The following is a 16715-nucleotide window of genomic DNA, read 5'->3' as shown; positions in this document are numbered from 1 at the left end:
CGGGATGAACTGATGAGTTACGAAATTTTCCTTGCCATCGGCATGTTCACCGCCATCGTACTCGCGCTGGTGATGATTATTCTGGCGGCGCGCGCCAAGCTGGTCTCCAGCGGCGACGTGAGCATCGAAATAAACGGCGAACGCACCATCACGGTACCTGCTGGCGGTAAGCTTCTGCAGACGCTGGCGGCCAACAACATCTTCCTTTCCTCTGCGTGCGGCGGTGGCGGCACCTGTGCCCAGTGCAAGTGCATCGTCGAGAGCGGTGGCGGCGAGATGCTGCCGACCGAGGAGTCACACTTTACCCGTCGCGAGGCGGGTGAAGGCTGGCGCCTGTCTTGCCAGACTCCGGTCAAGGCGAACATGCAGATCGAAGTGCCGGAAGAGGTCTTCGGCGTCAAGAAATGGGAATGCACTGTACTGTCCAACCCCAACGTGGCGACCTTCATCAAGGAACTGACCTTGAAGCTGCCCGAGGGTGAGAACGTCGATTTCCGCGCAGGGGGTTATGTACAGCTGGAATGCCCGCCTCATGAGGTCCATTACAAAGACTTCGATATCCAGGAGGAGTATCGCGGCGACTGGGACAAGTTCAACCAGTGGAAGTATGTATCGAAGGTCCAAGAGACAGTGATTCGTGCCTACTCCATGGCCAACTATCCAGAGGAAGTTGGGCTGGTGAAGTTCAATATTCGTATCGCTTCGCCACCACCCGGCCGGGATGATTTGCCGCCCGGCCAGATGTCTTCCTGGGTCTTCAGTTTGAAGCCTGGTGACAAGGTGACAGTGTATGGACCCTTCGGCGAATTCTTCGCCAAGGACACCGATGCAGAAATGGTGTTCATAGGTGGGGGCGCTGGCATGGCGCCGATGCGTTCGCACATTTTCGACCAGCTGAAGCGGTTGAAGTCTAAGCGCAAGATGAGCTTCTGGTATGGCGCACGCTCGATGCGTGAGGCTTTCTACGTTGAAGAGTACGACCAGTTGCAGGCCGAGAATGACAACTTCGAGTGGCATCTGGCATTGTCCGACCCGCAACCGGAAGACAACTGGGAAGGGCCGACTGGGTTTATCCACAACGTCCTCTACGAGAACTACCTGAAGGACCATCCTGCACCTGAAGACTGCGAGTTCTACATGTGCGGACCGCCGATGATGAACGCTTCGGTGATCAAGATGCTGACCGATCTAGGCGTGGAACCGGAGAACATCCTGCTCGACGACTTCGGCGGCTAGTATGCATAAAGCATTACTACAGCCCGTCTTCGTTGTCGCTCTAGCGACAGCCCTGACGGGCTGTCTGTTTGAGGATAAGCTTCAAAGCTTCAGTGGGCCGACTCAGGGCAGCACCTATACGGTCAAGTACGTGGCCCGAGATGGGGTTTCGCTAGAACAGCTGCAGAAAGGGACGGAAGAAATCCTTGAGGAGGTCGACCGGCAAATGTCGACCTACCGTGCCGATTCGGTCATCGAGACGTTCAATGACCTTCCTGCGGGTGCTTGCATGGTCGTGCCAGAGGGCGTGCGCGAGCTGATTCAGGCAGGCGAGAGACTATCGCAAGAAAGCGATGGCGCATTCGATTTGACTATAGAGCCGCTGCTCAATTTGTGGGGTTTCGGACCAAAAGGAGACGGTAAGCAGGTACCGACAGAAGAGCAGATTGCCGAAACAAAACGGAATGTCGGATACAGACATCTACGGATCGAAGGCGAACAGCTTTGTAAAGATGCCGCTGTCGAAGTCGATTTCAACGGTATTGCGGCCGGGTATTCGGTTGATGCTGTGGCAGCTCACTTGAAGAAATCCGGCATCGAGAGTTATCTGGTTGAGATTACTGGAGAACTCACCGCTGCGGGTCGCAAGCCCGATGGCTCGCCGTGGCGTATCGCAATCGAAGCCCCGCATGACAACGAGCGTGTCGCTCAGCGAGTGGTCGAGTTAGACGGCTACGGAGTGTCTACCTCGGGCGACTATCGCAACTATTTTGAACGGGACGGCAAGCGTTACTCGCATACACTGGACCCACAAAAAGGTGCTCCCATTGATCACCGGTTGGCAGCTGTTACGGTCTTCGACCGCTCCACGTTGCGTGCTGACGGGCTGTCGACGGTATTGATGGTCATGGGGCAAGATCGCGGTCTTGCATATGCGCAGGCGCATGATATTGCAGCGTTCTTCGTCATTCGCGAAGGGCAGGGGTTCGTCAGCAAAAGCACTGAGGCGTTCGATGAACTCTTTGGTGAGGAGGCAGAAAAATGACCTGGTTAATTGTTTTCGTCGTCATGTTGTTGGTGGTACTCGGCATGTCCATTGGGGTCATCATGGGCCGCAAACCAATCGCTGGGTCCTGTGGCGGCATCGCCAATCTCGGGATCGAAAAGGAGTGCTCGATCTGTGGCGGTAGCCGAGAAAAGTGTGAGGAGGTGAATGATCAAGCAGGCCAAGGCGCACGGACAGAACTCGCTTACGACGCAACCAAGCACTGATACCTAGCGGTAGCCCGCGCTATCAACGCTAGGGTAAATAGCGTTGCAACCCGCCTACAGGTGCAGGCTTTATTGCCAAGATCCTGGGTCACGCTGGCGTGTTGCACCACGTTTCGGATTGAATTCGTTAACAGTAGCAGGCGATGCCTGCTGCGTGTTTTGGGGTGATTATGGCTGTCTACAATTACGATGTGGTGGTGTTGGGCTCGGGCCCTGCCGGCGAAGGTGCGGCAATGAATGCCGTCAAAGCTGGTCGCAAAGTAGCCGTGGTTGACAGCAGACCGCATGTTGGGGGCAACTCGACTCACCTCGGTACCATCCCTTCGAAAGCGCTGCGCCACTCGGTTCGGCAGATCATGCAATACAATACCAACCCCTTGTTTCGCCAGATTGGCGAGCCTCGTTGGTTTTCGTTTCCGGACGTTCTGAAGAGTGCTGAGCGTGTAATTGCCAAGCAGGTGACATCTCGTACCGGCTACTACGCCCGCAACCGCATCGATATCTTTTTTGGAACTGCCAGTTTCGCAGACGAGCAGACAGTTGAAGTGGTAAGCGCCAACGGTATGGTCGAAAAGCTGGTGGCCAACCAGTTCATCATCGCGACTGGCTCACGCCCTTACCGTCCCGCTGATGTCGATTTTTCGCATCCGCGTGTCTATGACAGCGACACCATTCTGACCTTGAGCCATACACCGCGCCGTTTGATCATCTATGGTGCAGGCGTAATTGGGTCCGAATACGCGTCCATCTTCAGCGGGCTCGGCGTGTTGGTCGATCTGATTGACAACCGCGATCAGCTACTCAGCTTCCTTGATGATGAGATTTCCGATGCGCTTAGCTACCACTTGCGCAACAACAACGTACTGATCCGTCATAACGAGGAGTACGAGCGAGTGGAGGGCGTGGACAATGGGGTCATTCTGCATCTCAAGTCCGGCAAGAAGATCAAGGCGGATGCTTTTCTCTGGTGTAACGGGAGAACCGGCAATACCGACAAGCTTGCCTTGGAAAACATCGGGCTCAAGGTCAATAGCCGCGGTCAGATTAAGGTTGATGAGCATTACCGCACCGAAGTCGGCAACATTTACGCAGCCGGCGACGTGATTGGATGGCCATCTCTGGCAAGTGCTGCTTACGATCAGGGGCGGTCGGCAGCGGGTAGCATCGTGGACAACGACAGCTGGCGTTTTGTCGACGACGTGCCCACAGGTATCTACACCATTCCGGAAATCAGCTCGATCGGCAAGAACGAGCGTGAGCTGACCGAGGCGAAAGTGCCATACGAAGTAGGTAAGGCCTTCTTCAAGAGCATGGCTCGGGCACAGATCTCAGTCGAACCGGTAGGTATGTTGAAAATTCTGTTCCATCGCGAGACGTTGGCTGTGCTCGGCGTGCACTGCTTTGGGTATCAGGCGTCGGAAATCGTACATATCGGCCAGGCGATCATGAACCAGCCTGGCGAGGCCAACACGATCAAGTATTTCATCAATACGACCTTCAACTACCCGACCATGGCTGAAGCGTACCGTGTCGCAGCTTTTGATGGGCTCAACCGCCTTTTTTGAGCGGCTCCGACCGGTGGCCTGAGCCGGTCGGAGAGGATACCCGAAACTGGCGTTGGCCAAATCGGGAAAGCTTTTGAGGGCAGCAAATAGGCCGTCGTCTGTGGCGGCCTTACCTTGGGGTGCGCAGCGTCGTAACGGCCAGGCCGGGATAGTCAGTGATCAGACTGTCGACCCCGAAGTCTGCCAGCCGACGCATCAGCGCTGGTTCGTTTACCGTCCATACCGATACATGAAGGCCTGCCTGCTGGGCTTTCGCGATCCGTTCGGGTGTGCACAACGTCCACTTCAATGCCAGCAGCTCGCAATCGTACTGTTTGGCTACCTTCAATGGGTCAAGCCAGGCGTACTCTGCGACGAGCCCGCGTGATAGCTCAGGCGTCAGCCGCTTCAGCGCGCGCAGTACTTCCCTCGAGCTTGAGGTGACGGTGACTTTGTCAAGCAGGCCATAACGTTCAGCCAGCGCTTTGATTGCCAGCACAGAACGTGCTGCGCGAACCCGCGAAGCGCTTTTCACTTCCAGCTGCCAATGCTCGAAGTCGCATTGTTCAAACAGCTCCGACAAACGCGGGATAGGGCAAGGTTGTTTCCAGGAGGGGCCGCCATAACGCGCGTCGTACCGAGTCAGCTCCTGTGCGTCATGCTCTACCACCTTGCCGCGCCGCCCTGTGGTGCGTTTGAGAGTCGGGTCATGGATAACCATCAACTCACTATCTTTTGATAGGTGTAAATCCAATTCGCAGCGGTGGACGCCATGATCGAGGCACTGCTTGAATCCAGCGAGTGTGTTTTCGGGCGCTTCGCCCTTAGCCCCGCGATGACCGTAGATTAGCGTCACGGTTGACTCCGTTGCTGAAGATGAACAACGCTGTTGATTACCTGGTTACCCTCGAAGTAAACGGAAAACTCACGGTAATCCCAGCGAGTGATTTGTGGTTGACCCACTGGAGCATGCTCCTGATCGGCGAGGCCAAAACGATCCAGCACATCGAGCTTCGCATCGCCACGGTTCGGTAGAGCGACATCGGTCAGGCCTTGCTGACCGACTGGAATTCTTATTACTTCGGCCTGTGCCGAAGCGTTTACGCTGAGGGTCAAAAGCAACAACAAAAACGGGCGCATCGATTAGGTTCCTTGCAGACTTTCACGGGCCAGGCGTCGTTCTAGAGCCTGTTTCTGCAGGATATGCCGAGCGAGCAATTGCCGTTGTGCATCAGTCAGCGCTTCGAAGGATGTGCCGATTGAAAATTGCCCATCATCAAGCGCTTGGCAACTCGATATGCGCGCGGTCAGCAACATGCCAAGACCTTGAGGCAAGAGCGCAAGCTTGAGCCTCCAGGTTGAGCCCTCGTCAAACGGAGCTTCATTGACGAAGCTGATACCTCCTTCCGACAAGATCACTTTGCGTACTGGCCCGATATCGCTCAACAAGCCCTGCGTAAGCGCTTGGCCAATCAAATCGATACGCTTGTTTTGCACCTTCAGATAGCTGGCCAGTGTGCGGTTGCTTTCGGCTATCTGACGCAGCAGATGTTGCGCTTCGAAATCCAGCTGGTGCAGCTCGCCAAGAAGCTGGAACAGCTGCACTGAACCGCTAGCTGATAATGTTTCGGCAGGTTCCGCCGGCAGGATTTCCAGTGCGATCATGTCTTCGATACGATAGTATTCGCGTCGATTGTCGGTGTCATCTGTGGCCATATCGGTCCCTGGGCTGCAGTAATGGCTTGAGTGTATCAGGCCGCCTGGCATCGTTATTCTTGTTATTCCCCGCCAGCGAAAGCGAACCCAACGATTTATGTTCAGACCGCTGTCCGTGTTTATCGGGGCGCGCTACACACGCGCCAGACGTCGCAGTCTCTTCGTCTCCTTCATTTCCTTCACATCCATGATCGGACTGGCACTCGGTGTGCTCGTAATGATCGTCGTCCTGTCCGTCATGAATGGTTTCGACCATGAAATGCGTAGCCGTGTGCTGGGCATGGTGCCGCACGCAACTATCGAAAGCCCGACGCCAATCGACGACTGGCAAGATCTGGGCAATCGTCTTGCTAAACATCCTGAAGTGGCTGCAGTCGCGCCTTTCATCCAAATGCAGGGCCTGCTCACCCATCGCGGACAGGTCACCAAGATGCTGATCAACGCCGTTGATCCAGCTATCGAGCCGCAAGTGTCCATCGTGGGGCAATTCTTTCGTGAAGGCGAATTGAGCGTGCTGGCGCCCGGCGAGTTCGGCATCGTTATTGGCGACAAGGCGGCCAAAACGTTAGGTGTAGGGGTCGGCGACAAGGTCACGTTCGTAGCCCCTGAGGTGACTGTCACGCCAGCCGGCGTGTTTCCCCGTATGAAGCGTTTCACGGTACGCGGGATCTTCCATGTGGGCGCTGGCGAGATTGATGGCTACGTGGCAATGGCCAACATTTCGGATATCGCTCGTTTACATCGCTGGACGCCGGACCAGGTCCAAGGACTACGTTTGCGCTTCGGCGACCTCTTCCAGGCACCGCGTACGGCCTGGGAGCTGGCCGGCCAGCTGGGCGACGATTTTTATTCCCGCGATTGGACCCGCACCCACGGCAACCTTTACCAAGCGATCCGCATGGAAAAGGCCATGATCGGTCTATTGCTATTGCTCATCGTCGCGGTGGCGGCTTTCAACATCATTTCAACGCTCGTCATGGTTGTAACTGACAAGCGAGGGGACATAGCGATCTTGCGAACGCTTGGTGCAACGCCGCGTCAGATCATGGCGATCTTCATGGTCCAGGGCACCGTGATCGGCGTGGTCGGAACGTTGGTGGGTGCATTACTTGGCATCTTTGCGGCGCTCAACATCAGTAGCTGGATCGCAGCGCTGGAGCGTCTTGTCGGACACAAGTTTCTAAGCGCGGATGTCTATTTCATCGACTACCTGCCGTCTCGGTTGATGACGGCTGATGTGGTTCAGGTCTGCGCCGCGGCGCTCGTTCTGAGCTTTCTCGCCACCCTGTACCCTGCATGGCGTGCGGCCAGGACTCAACCGGCCGAGGCGTTACGATATGAGTGAACTGGTTATGAATGAACGGTCTGCGAATGACAGCGCGGTACTGAGCTGCCGCAACCTGGGCAAGCGCTACGAACAGGGCCCCGAGTCGGTCAGTGTGTTGTCCGGGCTCGAGCTGGAGTTGTTTCCAGGTCAGCGGGTCGCCATCGTGGGCACGTCAGGCTCGGGCAAAAGCACGTTGCTCAATCTGCTTGGCGGGCTCGATACACCCAGCGAGGGAAGCGTATGGCTGGCTGGGGAAGAACTGTCGGCGCTCAGCGAAAAGGACCGCGGCCTGCTGCGCAATCGCGCGCTCGGTTTCGTCTATCAATTCCACCATCTTCTGCCTGAATTCAGCGCACTAGAGAATGTTTGCATGCCGTTGCTGATCGGCAAGACGCCGATACCCGAAGCGCGAGAGCGTGCAAGTGAGCTCCTGAAGCGGGTAGGGCTTGGTCATCGGCTCGCCCATAAACCTTCCGAGCTGTCCGGTGGCGAGCGCCAGCGCGTGGCGATCGCCCGAGCACTGGCTAACCGACCAGCGCTGGTATTGCTCGATGAGCCTACCGGCAACCTCGACCACCATACGGCCCAAGGCATCCAGGACTTGATGCTGGAATTGAGTGGTTCGTTGCGCACAGCCTTCCTCGTTGTTACTCACGATCCGCAACTGGCGCGACAGATGGATCACATCCTGCGGCTCGAAGATGGCCAGTTGGTGGCAGGTTGATGTTCAGGCCGCTCAGCATTTTCATCGGTGCCCGGTATACGCGGGCCAAACGGCGCAATCATTTCATTTCATTTATCTCGCTGACCTCCATGATCGGACTGGCCCTGGGCGTCCTGGCGATGATCATCGTGCTTTCGGTGATGAATGGTTTCCAGCGTGAGATGAGTGACCGGATTCTCGGGATGGTGCCGCATGCGGTGGTCGCCGGTGAGGGTCGTCCCTTGGATGATTGGCGGTCGGTTTCTGCGCGGCTGGACAAGCAGCCCGATGTACTGGGCGCTGCGCCGATCACGCAGCTCGAGGGCATGCTTTCCCATAGGGGTTTGATGCAGCCGATCGAAATCAACGGTATTGATCCAGATCTGGAAGGGCGGGTATCCATCCTTGGCTCAAAGATGGTTGCCGGCAGCCTCGATGACCTCAAGCCCGGCGAGTCCGGCGTCATCATTGGCCTGATGACTGCACGCCGTTTCGGTTTAAGGCTCGGCGATAAACTGACATTGATTGTGCCGGAACTCAGTGATGCGCCAGGCGGCATCACGCCGCGGATGCAGCGCTTGAATGTAGTCGGCGTTTTCAAGGTCGGTGCGGAGCTGGATGGCAGTCTGGCAATGATTCACCGAGCCGATGCCGCTCGGATTTTGCGTTGGGAACCAGAACAGGTCGAAGGCGTGAGGTTGAAGCTGGCGGACCTCTACCGTGCGCCTGAAGTGGCGAGTCAGCTGGTGACGACTTTGGGTGACGGCTACCGTGGCGAGGATTGGTCCTTGACGCAGGGCAGCCTGTTCAGCGCCATGAAGATGGAAAAGACCATGATCGGTCTTTTACTGTTGCTGATCGTGGCGGTCGCTGCGTTCAATATCATCGCTACGCTCATCATGGTCGTGGCTGACAAGCGTGCTGACATTGCGATCTTGCGAACCCTTGGGGCGACGCCTCGTCAGATCATGTCGATCTTTATGGTCCAGGGAAGCATCATTGGACTGACCGGTACGCTGATCGGCACCGTGCTGGGTGTGCTCGGTGCGATCAATGTCAGCGCGCTTGTGGGTTGGCTGGAAAGAGTATCCGGCCAGCACATCTTCAGTTCGGACGTCTATTTCATCAACACCCTGCCATCTGAGTTGCGTCTGGAAGACGTTGTGCTGGTCATTCTTGCGGCACTGGTCCTCAGTTTTCTGGCAACGATTTATCCGGCTTGGCGCGCTGCGCAAACTCAGCCAGCTGAAGCGCTACGCTACGAATAGGGGGCGGGTCAGCGACGGCTCAACTGCCGCTTGCGCCAACTCCGGCCTACCCACCAGCGCCAGTAGCTCTGTGTAGCGATATAGCCAAGTATCGCTACCACGATGCCTACAACGAATGAGCCGAGAAACAGCGGTTGCCAGTGGCTGTTCAACATCTGTCGCACCCAGGCAAGGCTTAGCTCCATAGGCATAGGCGAGACCGGGGTGTCCATCAGCCAGGCACCCACCTTGTAGTTGCAGTAGAAAACCGGCGGCATCGTCAGTGGATTGGTCAGCCATACGAGGCCAACCGCAATCGGCAAGTTTGCCCTGGCCGGGATGGCGCATACGGCAGCCGCCAGCATCTGCAGAGGCATAGGAATCATCGCCCAAAACAAGCCGATCGCCATCGCTCTGGATACAGAGTGCCGATTGAGATGGAGCAGGTTGGGGTCGTGAATCAGCGTGCCGAGAAACCGCAGGGACTTATGTGTCTTTATGCGGTCGGGGTGCGGCATGTAGCGTTTGAAAAAGCGACGCGGCATGAAGATTCTCTGGCGGGATGGAGCGCGTCAGATTATGCCTGAAACGAGACTCGTCGCTGAGATGACTTTGTGACATAAATTCTACACTGTGAAGGCCGACAGGACGTCGGCTAGATCACGGTGACTCAGCGTTCGATGCGTCGAAGTGTCGAGCCGCTGGAATGGATTCCAGGAGATACGCATGCGTGCAGCGATGCTAGCGCTGGCAGCAGGCCTGTTACTGCTGCGCTTTCTACCGCAACTGCCACCCGTTTGGGTGCTGCCGTTCATGTTTGCCGCGGGACTGGCATCGATACTGTTGCGATGGCGAGTGGCTGGGTGTTTTCTCGTTGGCTTTGGATGGGCCTGTTTGTGTGCCCATGGCGCGCTAGACGATCGCCTTCCTGCCGAGTTCGATGGCCGGACGTTTTGGCTTGAAGGGACGGTCGCTGGCCTCCCAGACGTCCAGGTTGGTGTAGTGCGTTTCGAGCTCGTGGATATATCGTCTCGGCACGACGGGCTTCCCTCCAGGATACGTTTGAGTTGGTATCGCGGGCCGGCGCTACAGGCCGGAGAACGCTGGCGACTCGCGGCCAAACTCAAAATGCCACGGGGCTTGGTCAATCCGAACTCATTCGACTACGAGGCCTGGCTTCTGGCTCGCCGGATTGGCGCCACCGGCACAGTCAAGGCCGGAGAGCGTATCTCGGTGGCGGACGGCAGGCCGGCGTGGCGCGATCAGTTGCGACAACGCTTGCTGACGGTGGACGCCTATGGCCGCTCTGGTGCGATTGCTGCGCTGGTGGTTGGTGATGATAGCGGCCTGTCCACCTCCGATTGGCGTCTTCTTCAAGACACTGGAACCGTGCATCTGATGGTGATATCCGGTCAGCACGTGGGCATGCTTGCCGGCTTGCTTTATGGCCTCGTTGCCCTGATGGCGCGCTGGGGGCTGTGGCCGCCTCGCCTGGCCTGGTTGCCTTCTGCCTGTGTTCTAGCGCTCACTGGCGCGTTTGCCTACGGTTGGCTGGCGGGTTTCGAAGTGCCTGTCCAAAGGGCACTGGTAATGGTCGCTCTGGTGCTCTTGTGGCGCTTGCGGTTTCGCCACCTCGGTGTGTGGCTACCATTGCTGATCGCGATGAACGGCGTCCTGCTGCTCGACCCGCTGGTAGGGCTTCAGTCGGGGTTCTGGTTGTCGTTTGCTGCTGTGGCGTTACTTGCACTGATTTTTCGGGGCAGGCTCGGAGCGTGGGGCTGGTGGCATACTCTGGGCCGCGCCCAGTGGACCATGGCCCTTGGGCTCTTGCCCGTCATGCTTGCGCTGGGGTTGCCGGTAAGTCTGAGTGGGCCGATCGCCAACCTGTTTGCAGTGCCCTTGGTGAGCTTGCTGATCGTCCCACTGTCGTTACTGGGCACCGTCCTGTTATCAGTCCCTAGCGTAGGCGAACCGCTGTTAACGGCGGCAGGCTGGTTGCTGATGGTGCTGTTCGATGCGCTTCGATGGCTTGCTGACTGGCAACCGGCATGGATTCCGTTCTCACTTCCTCCATGGGCCTGGCTGCTGGTTGCAGTGGGTGTGTTGCTGGTTTTGCTGCCGTCCGGGGTCCCGTTTCGGGCGCTGGGACTGGTCCTTCTGCTGCCTTTGCTGTTCCCACCTGTAAGCAGGCCTGCAACGGGTCAAGCGGAAGTATGGGTGTTCGATGTGGGGCAGGGGTTATCCGTGTTGGTGCGCACGCGTGAGCACGCGCTCCTCTACGACGCGGGGCCGCGCTATGGTGACGTCGACATCGGCGAACGGGTCGTGTCGCCGTCTCTGCGGGCGCTGGGCTTGGCAGACCTGGATTTGATGATTCTTAGCCATGCCGATAACGACCATGCCGGTGGCGCTTTGGCGATTGCGCGAAGCATGCCTGTTACACGAACGCTCAGCGGTGAGCCGCAAGCCGTTGCTGCATCGTTGAATGCTGAGGCCTGCCGCTCCGGAGACAGCTGGGATTGGGATGGCGTCAGGTTTACGCTTTGGCAATGGGCTAAAGCCCGAGGCGGAAATCCATCCTCCTGCGTGCTTCTGGTTGAGGCGAACGGCGAACGACTGCTGCTCACCGGTGATATCGACACAGCCGCAGAAGAAGCATTAGTGGCAAGCGGCATACCGCTCAAAGTCCAGTGGCTGCTCGTACCGCATCACGGCAGCCGTAGCTCGTCTTCAACCGCCTTTATCGAGGCTACAACGGCTGGCGGTGCGCTTGTTTCTCGAGGCTTGCATAACGCTTACGGACATCCCCATCCGGACGTGGTACGACGTCTGGAAGCGTCTGGCGCAGCGATTCATGACACTGCGGAACAGGGGGCGCTGCAGATCCATCTCGGCCGTTTCGAGTCCTTGCGAGGATTACGCGAAGAACGCCGGTTCTGGCGGGAAAAATGAGAACAGGGGCCGTCGGCGGTCTGGCGGCCCTATGCTAGAGTGGCGCGACTTTTTCGAGGGGGATTCATCTCGTGTGGGAGCTGGTTAAAGCAGGCGGCTGGATAATGCTGCCAATCATTCTGTGTTCCATCGCGGCCGCCGGCATCATCGCAGAAAGGCTATGGACGCTGCGGCCTAGCCGCGTGACCCCGTCCCACCTTCTCGGCCAGGTATGGAAGTGGATCAAAGAGAAAAAGCTCAGCAACCAGAAGCTCAAGGAGCTACGCGCCGATTCTCCCTTGGGTGAAATCCTCGCGGCGGGGCTGGCTAATTCCAAACATGGCAGGGAGATCATGAAGGAATGTATTGAGGAGGCAGCCGCGCGTGTCGTCCACGATCTTGAGCGCTACCTCAATGCGCTAGGTACCATCGCAGGCATTGCCCCGTTGCTCGGGCTGCTGGGTACGGTACTTGGAATGATTGAGATTTTCAGTGCATTCATGGGGTCCGGCATGGCAAACGCGCCCTTGCTCGCGGGCGGCATCTCGAAGGCGTTGATTACAACGGCCGCTGGCCTGATGGTCGGCATCCCTGCTCTTTTCTTCCATCGCTTCCTGTTGCGCCGTGTCGAAGAATTGGTAGTTGGCATGGAGCAAGAAGCCATCAAGCTGGTCGAGGTGGTGCAGGGTGACCGTGAAGTCGATCTGGGTGAGGGCAAGGCGTGAAGTTTCGTCGCAAGGCGCGGGAAAATGTCGATATCGGTTTGGCTCCGCTGATCGATGTGGTGTTCATCCTGTTGCTGTTCTTCGTGGTTACCACGACGTTTACTCGCGAAACCCAGCTTCAAGTCGATCTGCCGGAGGCGGCCAGCGGGGTTCCGCCTCAGAACGTTGAGCAGAAGCGGCTAGAGGTGATCATTGATGTCGATGGCAGCTTCAGTCTCAACGGTAAAACGTTGGTCAAGCATGATCTGAACACCTTGATGGCGGCGCTCACCAAGGAGTCCGGTGGAGATACAACCTTGCCGATGATCATCAGCGCTGATGGCAAGACTCCTCATCAGGCGGTCATTATCGCTATGGACGCAGCTGGGAAATTGGGCTTTGCGCATCTTCGTATTACCACCGTAGAGGCCCAGCCGGAGCCCTGATGTCGTTTGCCGAACATCTGCAGCGTGCTTGGTACAAGGGGCATCGTGCCCTTGCGCTGCTCACGCCTCTGGAAGCGATCTACCGGCGTGTGGTGATAGCCAAGCGTAATAGGTTTGTGACTGGCAGGATGGAGTGCTACCAGGCTCCGGTGCCAGTGGTAGTGGTCGGGAATATCACGGTTGGTGGCACTGGTAAGACCCCTCTGATCTTGTGGCTCATCGAACACTGTTACCGGCGCGGCTTGAAGGTCGGAGTGGTCAGTAGGGGTTATGGTGCCACGCCACCTTCGTATCCTTGGCGGGTTACGACCGACAATTCTGCCGTCGAGGCAGGAGACGAGCCACTATTGATCGTGCAGCGGACAGGCGTGCCGGTTGTCATCGATCCCGATCGTTCTCGTGCGGTACGAAAGCTGCTCGAATTCGGGCCCCTCGACCTCATCCTTTCCGACGATGGTCTGCAACATTACCAGTTGGGTCGCGATCTCGAGCTGGTACTGATTGATGCCGCTCGCGGATTGGGCAACCAGCGTTGCCTACCGGCTGGGCCTTTGCGTGAGCCTAAAGAGCGACTCGAGTCGGTAGATGCAGTACTGATCAATGGCGCGCAGTCTGACAGCCCCTCCGGTTTTGCCTTCGCTTTGAAGCCATCGCAGCTGATAGAGCTTCGCAGCGGTCAGGCTTGGTCGCTTGACCATTTCTCGCCCGGCCAGCAGGTGCATGCGGTCGCCGGCATCGGCAATCCTCAGCGTTTCTTCGCTACGCTCGAGGCGCTACACTGGCGGCCGATTCCGCACCCCTTCGCCGATCACGCCCGCTATAGCTTGGAACAGCTGAGTTTCAGCCCCGAGTTACCATTAGTGATGACGGAGAAGGATGCGGTGAAGTGCCGGGCATTCGCGCTGCCGGGCTGGTGCTATCTGCAGGTGCAGGCCGAGCCATCCGCGGCGTTTGTCATCTGGTTTGATTCCCAGCTGGACCGATTGCTGCCTTAAACATCCCTAAGCCGCTCGATCTGCTGCCGGCTACATCGAAGGACTGCGCATGGACACCAAACTGCTCGACATTCTCGCCTGCCCGCTCTGCAAGGGTCCGCTGAAACTGACCGACGACAAGACCGAGTTGATCTGCAAAGCAGACGGGATGGCGTTTCCGATTCGGGACGGTATCCCGGTCATGCTCGAGAGCGAAGCACGCACCCTTGAAGTGGACGAGCGCCTGGACAAATGACTAGCGCTTATACCGTCGTGATCCCTGCCCGGTACGCGTCCACCCGCCTTCCGGGCAAACCGCTGCAGGACATCGTCGGTAAACCGATGATTCGTCATGTATGGGAACAAGCGAGCAGAAGCGGGGCGCAGCGGGTAGTAATCGCTACGGACCATCAGCGCATTTTGCTGGCCTGCCAGAGCTTTGGTGCCGAAGCGTTGCTGACCCGTGCAGATCATAATTCCGGGACGGATCGGCTTGCGGAGGTGGCGGATAAGCTGGGCTTGGCGGGCGACGCCATAGTCGTCAACGTACAAGGCGATGAGCCGTTGATCCCGCCAGCGGTCATTGACCAGGTCGCGCTCAATCTTGCTCAGCATCCGGAGGCCGCAATCGCCACGCTCGCCGAGCCGATCAGCGATCCGCAGGCGCTCTTCAATCCGAACGTTGTAAAGGTGATCAGTGACATCGACGGTCTGGCACTGACCTTTAGTCGGGCGCCTTTGCCGTGGGCGCGTGAGGAGTTCGCCAGTGTTCCCGATACGCTACCCACCGGTGTTCCGTACCGCCGGCATATCGGAATCTACGCTTATAGAGCCGGGTTCTTGGCCGACTTCGTGGCCTGGGGGCCCTGTTGGCTGGAGGACACCGAGTGCCTGGAGCAATTACGTGCGCTCTGGCACGGTAGGCGCATCCATGTAGCGGACGCGGTGGAGGCTCCACCCGCCGGGGTCGACACTGCAGAAGACCTCGAGCGAGTCCGCAAGCTGCTTGGAGCTTGAGTGTGAAGGTCCTGTTCGTGTGCATGGGCAACATCTGCCGCTCGCCTACTGCTGAAGCGGTGTTTCGCAAGCTTGTAGAGGATGCGCAGCTCGGCAGTCGTATCGCCATCGATTCGGCTGGAACAGGTGACTGGCATGCTGGCAAGGCGCCGGATGAGCGAGCTTGCATAGCGGCTGCCAGGCGAGGCTACGACCTTGGCGTCCTCAGGGCGCGCCAGGTGACAGTGAAGGACTTCTGCAATTTTGATCTGATTCTGGCCATGGATCATGACAACCTTGAACGGCTACAGGCTCTGCGCCCGTTAGACGTCCGTTGTGAGCTGGACCTGTTTCTACGTCGCTACGATCTGGACGAGGACGCTGTGCCGGATCCCTACTACGGCGGCGATGAGGGATTCGAGCGAGTACTCGACCTCCTGGAAATAGGCGCCTCGGCACTTCTCGAAGAGATCAGAGAGCGTCTATGAATCTTACAATCGAGAAAAACTGCTCGCTTCGAGCATTCAATACCTTTGCGCTTGAAGCCTGTGCTGCATATTTTGCCGAGGCGCGGGACGACCAGGCGGTGATCGAAGCGATCAACGAGTCGCAGCGTTTGGGCGTTCCGTTGCGGGTACTCGGCGGAGGCAGCAACGTGGTGCTTACCCGAGATGTAAACGCCTTGGTGCTGCGCATGGCCAGTCGGGGCATAAGAATTCTCGAAGATGACGAGCGGCGGGTTGTGATCGAAGCCGAGGCCGGCGAGCCCTGGCATCCGTTCGTGTTACATAGCCTAGAGCTTGGGCTGTCCGGACTCGAAAACCTTAGCCTCATTCCTGGCACTGTCGGCGCTGCGCCTATTCAGAACGTTGGTGCTTACGGCGTTGAGATCAAGGACATCTTTGCAGGGCTGACGGCGCTGGATCGCCATACGGGTGAGCTTGTTGAATTCGATATGGCGGCGTGCGAATTCGCCTATCGAGACAGTCTGTTCAAGCGCCAAGCCGACCGCTACGTTATTCTTCGTGTGCGCTTCGTTCTGGCACGGACCGCGGACCTTAAGCTCGAATACGGTCCCCTACGTCAGTGGTTGCAGCGACATGATGTTCAGTCACCTACGGCAATGGATGTCAGTCGTGCTGTCTGTTCGATTCGAAGCGAGAAGCTGCCTGACCCCAAGGTGCTGGGCAATGCGGGTAGCTTCTTCAAAAATCCTTTGGTCCCCCAAGCGACCGCTGATGCTTTGTTGATGCAGTATCCCGATCTGGTGGCCTTCGCTCAGGACGACGGGCAGGCCAAGCTTGCCGCAGGCTGGCTTATCGAGCGGGCAGGTTGGAAGGGTTACCGCAAGGGTGACGTAGGCGTGCACCGGTTGCAGGCCCTGGTGCTCGTTAACTACGGCCAAGCGACGGGCCGGCAGGTATTGCAGCTCGCCGAAGAGATCACAGCGGACGTCCTGGAGCGCTTTGGCGTGCGATTGGAAATCGAACCGAACGTCATCTAGTTTCAGCAGGTGTCGGTCGATGTGTTATCCGATCAGCCAAGTTTTCCTGGAGGCCAATTGCTGCTTTAACTTTGGCCTAGGTGGCATGCGTTGGATGTCAGGCGGCGCCTGTTGCTCGTGATGCCGCCGCTTATCT

General features: G+C 57.7%; 19 protein-coding genes. 15 read left to right on the top strand and 4 right to left on the bottom strand.

What is annotated here, in order from left to right:
• The first annotated feature begins 9 nt into the window (after nucleotides 1-9).
• From nqrF to sthA, 4 genes are all read left to right on the top strand, one after another.
• A complete protein-coding gene (nqrF, locus tag JQR87_RS13515; protein WP_407297702.1) occupies nucleotides 10-1236 on the top strand; it encodes an NADH:ubiquinone reductase (Na(+)-transporting) subunit F in 1227 nt (408 codons plus the stop codon).
• Between the two features lies 1 nt (nucleotide 1237).
• Complete coding sequence (locus JQR87_RS13510) at nucleotides 1238-2260, top strand: FAD:protein FMN transferase (RefSeq protein ID WP_407296272.1); 1023 nt, start codon at nucleotides 1238-1240, stop codon at nucleotides 2258-2260.
• Nucleotides 2257-2487, top strand: a complete 231-nt coding sequence (nqrM, locus tag JQR87_RS13505) for a (Na+)-NQR maturation NqrM (RefSeq protein WP_407296274.1) — start codon at nucleotides 2257-2259, stop codon at nucleotides 2485-2487. The genes JQR87_RS13510 and nqrM overlap by 4 nt, the downstream gene beginning before the upstream one ends.
• Before the next feature lie 170 nt (nucleotides 2488-2657).
• Nucleotides 2658-4052: a Si-specific NAD(P)(+) transhydrogenase gene (sthA, locus tag JQR87_RS13500; protein ID WP_407296277.1), complete on the top strand. Its 1395-nt coding sequence runs from the start codon at nucleotides 2658-2660 to the stop codon at nucleotides 4050-4052.
• A gap of 109 nt (nucleotides 4053-4161) precedes the next feature.
• On the opposite strand, the gene JQR87_RS13495 is transcribed toward sthA, so the two are convergent.
• The 3 genes from JQR87_RS13495 to JQR87_RS13485 are packed head-to-tail and all read right to left on the bottom strand — an operon-like array spanning nucleotide 4162 to nucleotide 5747.
• The gene (locus JQR87_RS13495) at nucleotides 4162-4887 is read right to left on the bottom strand and encodes a glycerophosphodiester phosphodiesterase (RefSeq protein ID WP_407296279.1); all 726 of its coding nucleotides are present in this window, start codon (nucleotides 4885-4887) and stop codon (nucleotides 4162-4164) included.
• Complete coding sequence (locus tag JQR87_RS13490) at nucleotides 4884-5171, bottom strand: phosphodiesterase (RefSeq protein WP_407296281.1); 288 nt, start codon at nucleotides 5169-5171, stop codon at nucleotides 4884-4886. The genes JQR87_RS13495 and JQR87_RS13490 overlap by 4 nt, the downstream gene beginning before the upstream one ends.
• Before the next feature lie 3 nt (nucleotides 5172-5174).
• Nucleotides 5175-5747 (bottom strand): PilZ domain-containing protein, encoded by a 573-nt coding sequence (locus tag JQR87_RS13485; RefSeq protein ID WP_407296283.1) that lies wholly within the window; start codon nucleotides 5745-5747, stop codon nucleotides 5175-5177.
• A gap of 97 nt (nucleotides 5748-5844) precedes the next feature.
• Here JQR87_RS13485 and JQR87_RS13480 point away from each other — a divergent pair, with 97 nt between their 5' ends.
• The 3 genes from JQR87_RS13480 to JQR87_RS13470 are packed head-to-tail and all read left to right on the top strand — an operon-like array spanning nucleotide 5845 to nucleotide 9045.
• Nucleotides 5845-7092: a lipoprotein-releasing ABC transporter permease subunit gene (locus tag JQR87_RS13480; RefSeq protein WP_407296286.1), complete on the top strand. Its 1248-nt coding sequence runs from the start codon at nucleotides 5845-5847 to the stop codon at nucleotides 7090-7092.
• A 7-nt stretch (nucleotides 7093-7099) separates the two neighbouring features.
• Complete coding sequence (gene lolD, locus JQR87_RS13475; RefSeq protein WP_407297704.1) at nucleotides 7100-7798, top strand: lipoprotein-releasing ABC transporter ATP-binding protein LolD; 699 nt, start codon at nucleotides 7100-7102, stop codon at nucleotides 7796-7798.
• Complete coding sequence (locus JQR87_RS13470) at nucleotides 7798-9045, top strand: lipoprotein-releasing ABC transporter permease subunit (RefSeq protein WP_407296288.1); 1248 nt, start codon at nucleotides 7798-7800, stop codon at nucleotides 9043-9045. Before lolD ends, JQR87_RS13470 begins: the two co-directional genes overlap by 1 nt.
• 8 nt (nucleotides 9046-9053) lie before the next feature.
• Here JQR87_RS13470 and JQR87_RS13465 read toward each other — a convergent pair whose 3' ends face one another.
• Nucleotides 9054-9569, bottom strand: coding sequence for a DUF2062 domain-containing protein (locus JQR87_RS13465; RefSeq protein WP_407296290.1), 516 nt, complete (start codon nucleotides 9567-9569; stop codon nucleotides 9054-9056).
• A 181-nt stretch (nucleotides 9570-9750) separates the two neighbouring features.
• On the opposite strand from JQR87_RS13465, the gene JQR87_RS13460 reads away from it, so the two are divergent.
• The 8 genes from JQR87_RS13460 (at nucleotide 9751) to murB (ending at nucleotide 16579) form a co-directional block, all read left to right on the top strand.
• A complete protein-coding gene (locus JQR87_RS13460) occupies nucleotides 9751-11976 on the top strand; it encodes a DNA internalization-related competence protein ComEC/Rec2 (RefSeq protein ID WP_407296292.1) in 2226 nt (741 codons plus the stop codon).
• A gap of 71 nt (nucleotides 11977-12047) precedes the next feature.
• On the top strand, nucleotides 12048-12680 hold the full coding sequence (locus JQR87_RS13455) for a MotA/TolQ/ExbB proton channel family protein (RefSeq protein ID WP_407296293.1): 633 nt from the start codon (nucleotides 12048-12050) through the stop codon (nucleotides 12678-12680).
• Nucleotides 12677-13105, top strand: a complete 429-nt coding sequence (locus JQR87_RS13450) for an ExbD/TolR family protein (protein WP_407296296.1) — start codon at nucleotides 12677-12679, stop codon at nucleotides 13103-13105. The genes JQR87_RS13455 and JQR87_RS13450 overlap by 4 nt, the downstream gene beginning before the upstream one ends.
• The gene (gene lpxK, locus JQR87_RS13445; RefSeq protein WP_407296298.1) at nucleotides 13105-14100 is read left to right on the top strand and encodes a tetraacyldisaccharide 4'-kinase; all 996 of its coding nucleotides are present in this window, start codon (nucleotides 13105-13107) and stop codon (nucleotides 14098-14100) included. The genes JQR87_RS13450 and lpxK overlap by 1 nt, the downstream gene beginning before the upstream one ends.
• Nucleotides 14101-14149: 49 nt before the next feature.
• Nucleotides 14150-14335, top strand: coding sequence for a Trm112 family protein (locus JQR87_RS13440; RefSeq protein ID WP_407296300.1), 186 nt, complete (start codon nucleotides 14150-14152; stop codon nucleotides 14333-14335).
• Complete coding sequence (gene kdsB, locus JQR87_RS13435) at nucleotides 14332-15096, top strand: 3-deoxy-manno-octulosonate cytidylyltransferase (protein WP_407296302.1); 765 nt, start codon at nucleotides 14332-14334, stop codon at nucleotides 15094-15096. The genes JQR87_RS13440 and kdsB overlap by 4 nt, the downstream gene beginning before the upstream one ends.
• 2 nt (nucleotides 15097-15098) lie before the next feature.
• Nucleotides 15099-15563 carry a low molecular weight protein-tyrosine-phosphatase gene (locus JQR87_RS13430; protein ID WP_407296304.1) on the top strand — a complete coding sequence of 155 codons (465 nt, stop codon included), beginning with the start codon at nucleotides 15099-15101 and terminating at the stop codon, nucleotides 15561-15563.
• Nucleotides 15560-16579, top strand: a complete 1020-nt coding sequence (gene murB / locus JQR87_RS13425; protein ID WP_407296306.1) for a UDP-N-acetylmuramate dehydrogenase — start codon at nucleotides 15560-15562, stop codon at nucleotides 16577-16579. The genes JQR87_RS13430 and murB overlap by 4 nt, the downstream gene beginning before the upstream one ends.
• The last annotated feature ends 136 nt before the right edge of the window (nucleotides 16580-16715 follow it).

It is taken from the genome of Stutzerimonas stutzeri, from assembly GCF_051028275.1.
Classification (GTDB): domain Bacteria; phylum Pseudomonadota; class Gammaproteobacteria; order Pseudomonadales; family Pseudomonadaceae; genus Stutzerimonas; species Stutzerimonas stutzeri_AS.
The sequence above is the reverse complement of the archived record's forward strand: the minus strand, read 5'-3'. Positions and strand labels throughout refer to the sequence as shown.

What these genes read in the sequence shown, in the direction of transcription:
- JQR87_RS13510 (WP_407296272.1), top strand. Translation starts at nt 1,238, where the DNA reads ATGCATAAAGCATTACTACAGCCCGTCTTCGTTGTCGCTCTAGCGACA.
- nqrM (WP_407296274.1), top strand. Translation starts at nt 2,257, where the DNA reads ATGACCTGGTTAATTGTTTTCGTCGTCATGTTGTTGGTGGTACTCGGC.
- sthA (WP_407296277.1), top strand. Translation starts at nt 2,658, where the DNA reads ATGGCTGTCTACAATTACGATGTGGTGGTGTTGGGCTCGGGCCCTGCC.
- JQR87_RS13490 (WP_407296281.1), bottom strand. Translation starts at nt 5,171, where the DNA reads ATGCGCCCGTTTTTGTTGTTGCTTTTGACCCTCAGCGTAAACGCTTCG.
- JQR87_RS13485 (WP_407296283.1), bottom strand. Translation starts at nt 5,747, where the DNA reads ATGGCCACAGATGACACCGACAATCGACGCGAATACTATCGTATCGAA.
- JQR87_RS13480 (WP_407296286.1), top strand. Translation starts at nt 5,845, where the DNA reads ATGTTCAGACCGCTGTCCGTGTTTATCGGGGCGCGCTACACACGCGCC.
- lolD (WP_407297704.1), top strand. Translation starts at nt 7,100, where the DNA reads ATGAATGAACGGTCTGCGAATGACAGCGCGGTACTGAGCTGCCGCAAC.
- JQR87_RS13470 (WP_407296288.1), top strand. Translation starts at nt 7,798, where the DNA reads ATGTTCAGGCCGCTCAGCATTTTCATCGGTGCCCGGTATACGCGGGCC.
- JQR87_RS13465 (WP_407296290.1), bottom strand. Translation starts at nt 9,569, where the DNA reads ATGCCGCGTCGCTTTTTCAAACGCTACATGCCGCACCCCGACCGCATA.
- JQR87_RS13460 (WP_407296292.1), top strand. Translation starts at nt 9,751, where the DNA reads ATGCGTGCAGCGATGCTAGCGCTGGCAGCAGGCCTGTTACTGCTGCGC.
- lpxK (WP_407296298.1), top strand. Translation starts at nt 13,105, where the DNA reads ATGTCGTTTGCCGAACATCTGCAGCGTGCTTGGTACAAGGGGCATCGT.
- JQR87_RS13440 (WP_407296300.1), top strand. Translation starts at nt 14,150, where the DNA reads ATGGACACCAAACTGCTCGACATTCTCGCCTGCCCGCTCTGCAAGGGT.
- kdsB (WP_407296302.1), top strand. Translation starts at nt 14,332, where the DNA reads ATGACTAGCGCTTATACCGTCGTGATCCCTGCCCGGTACGCGTCCACC.
- murB (WP_407296306.1), top strand. Translation starts at nt 15,560, where the DNA reads ATGAATCTTACAATCGAGAAAAACTGCTCGCTTCGAGCATTCAATACC.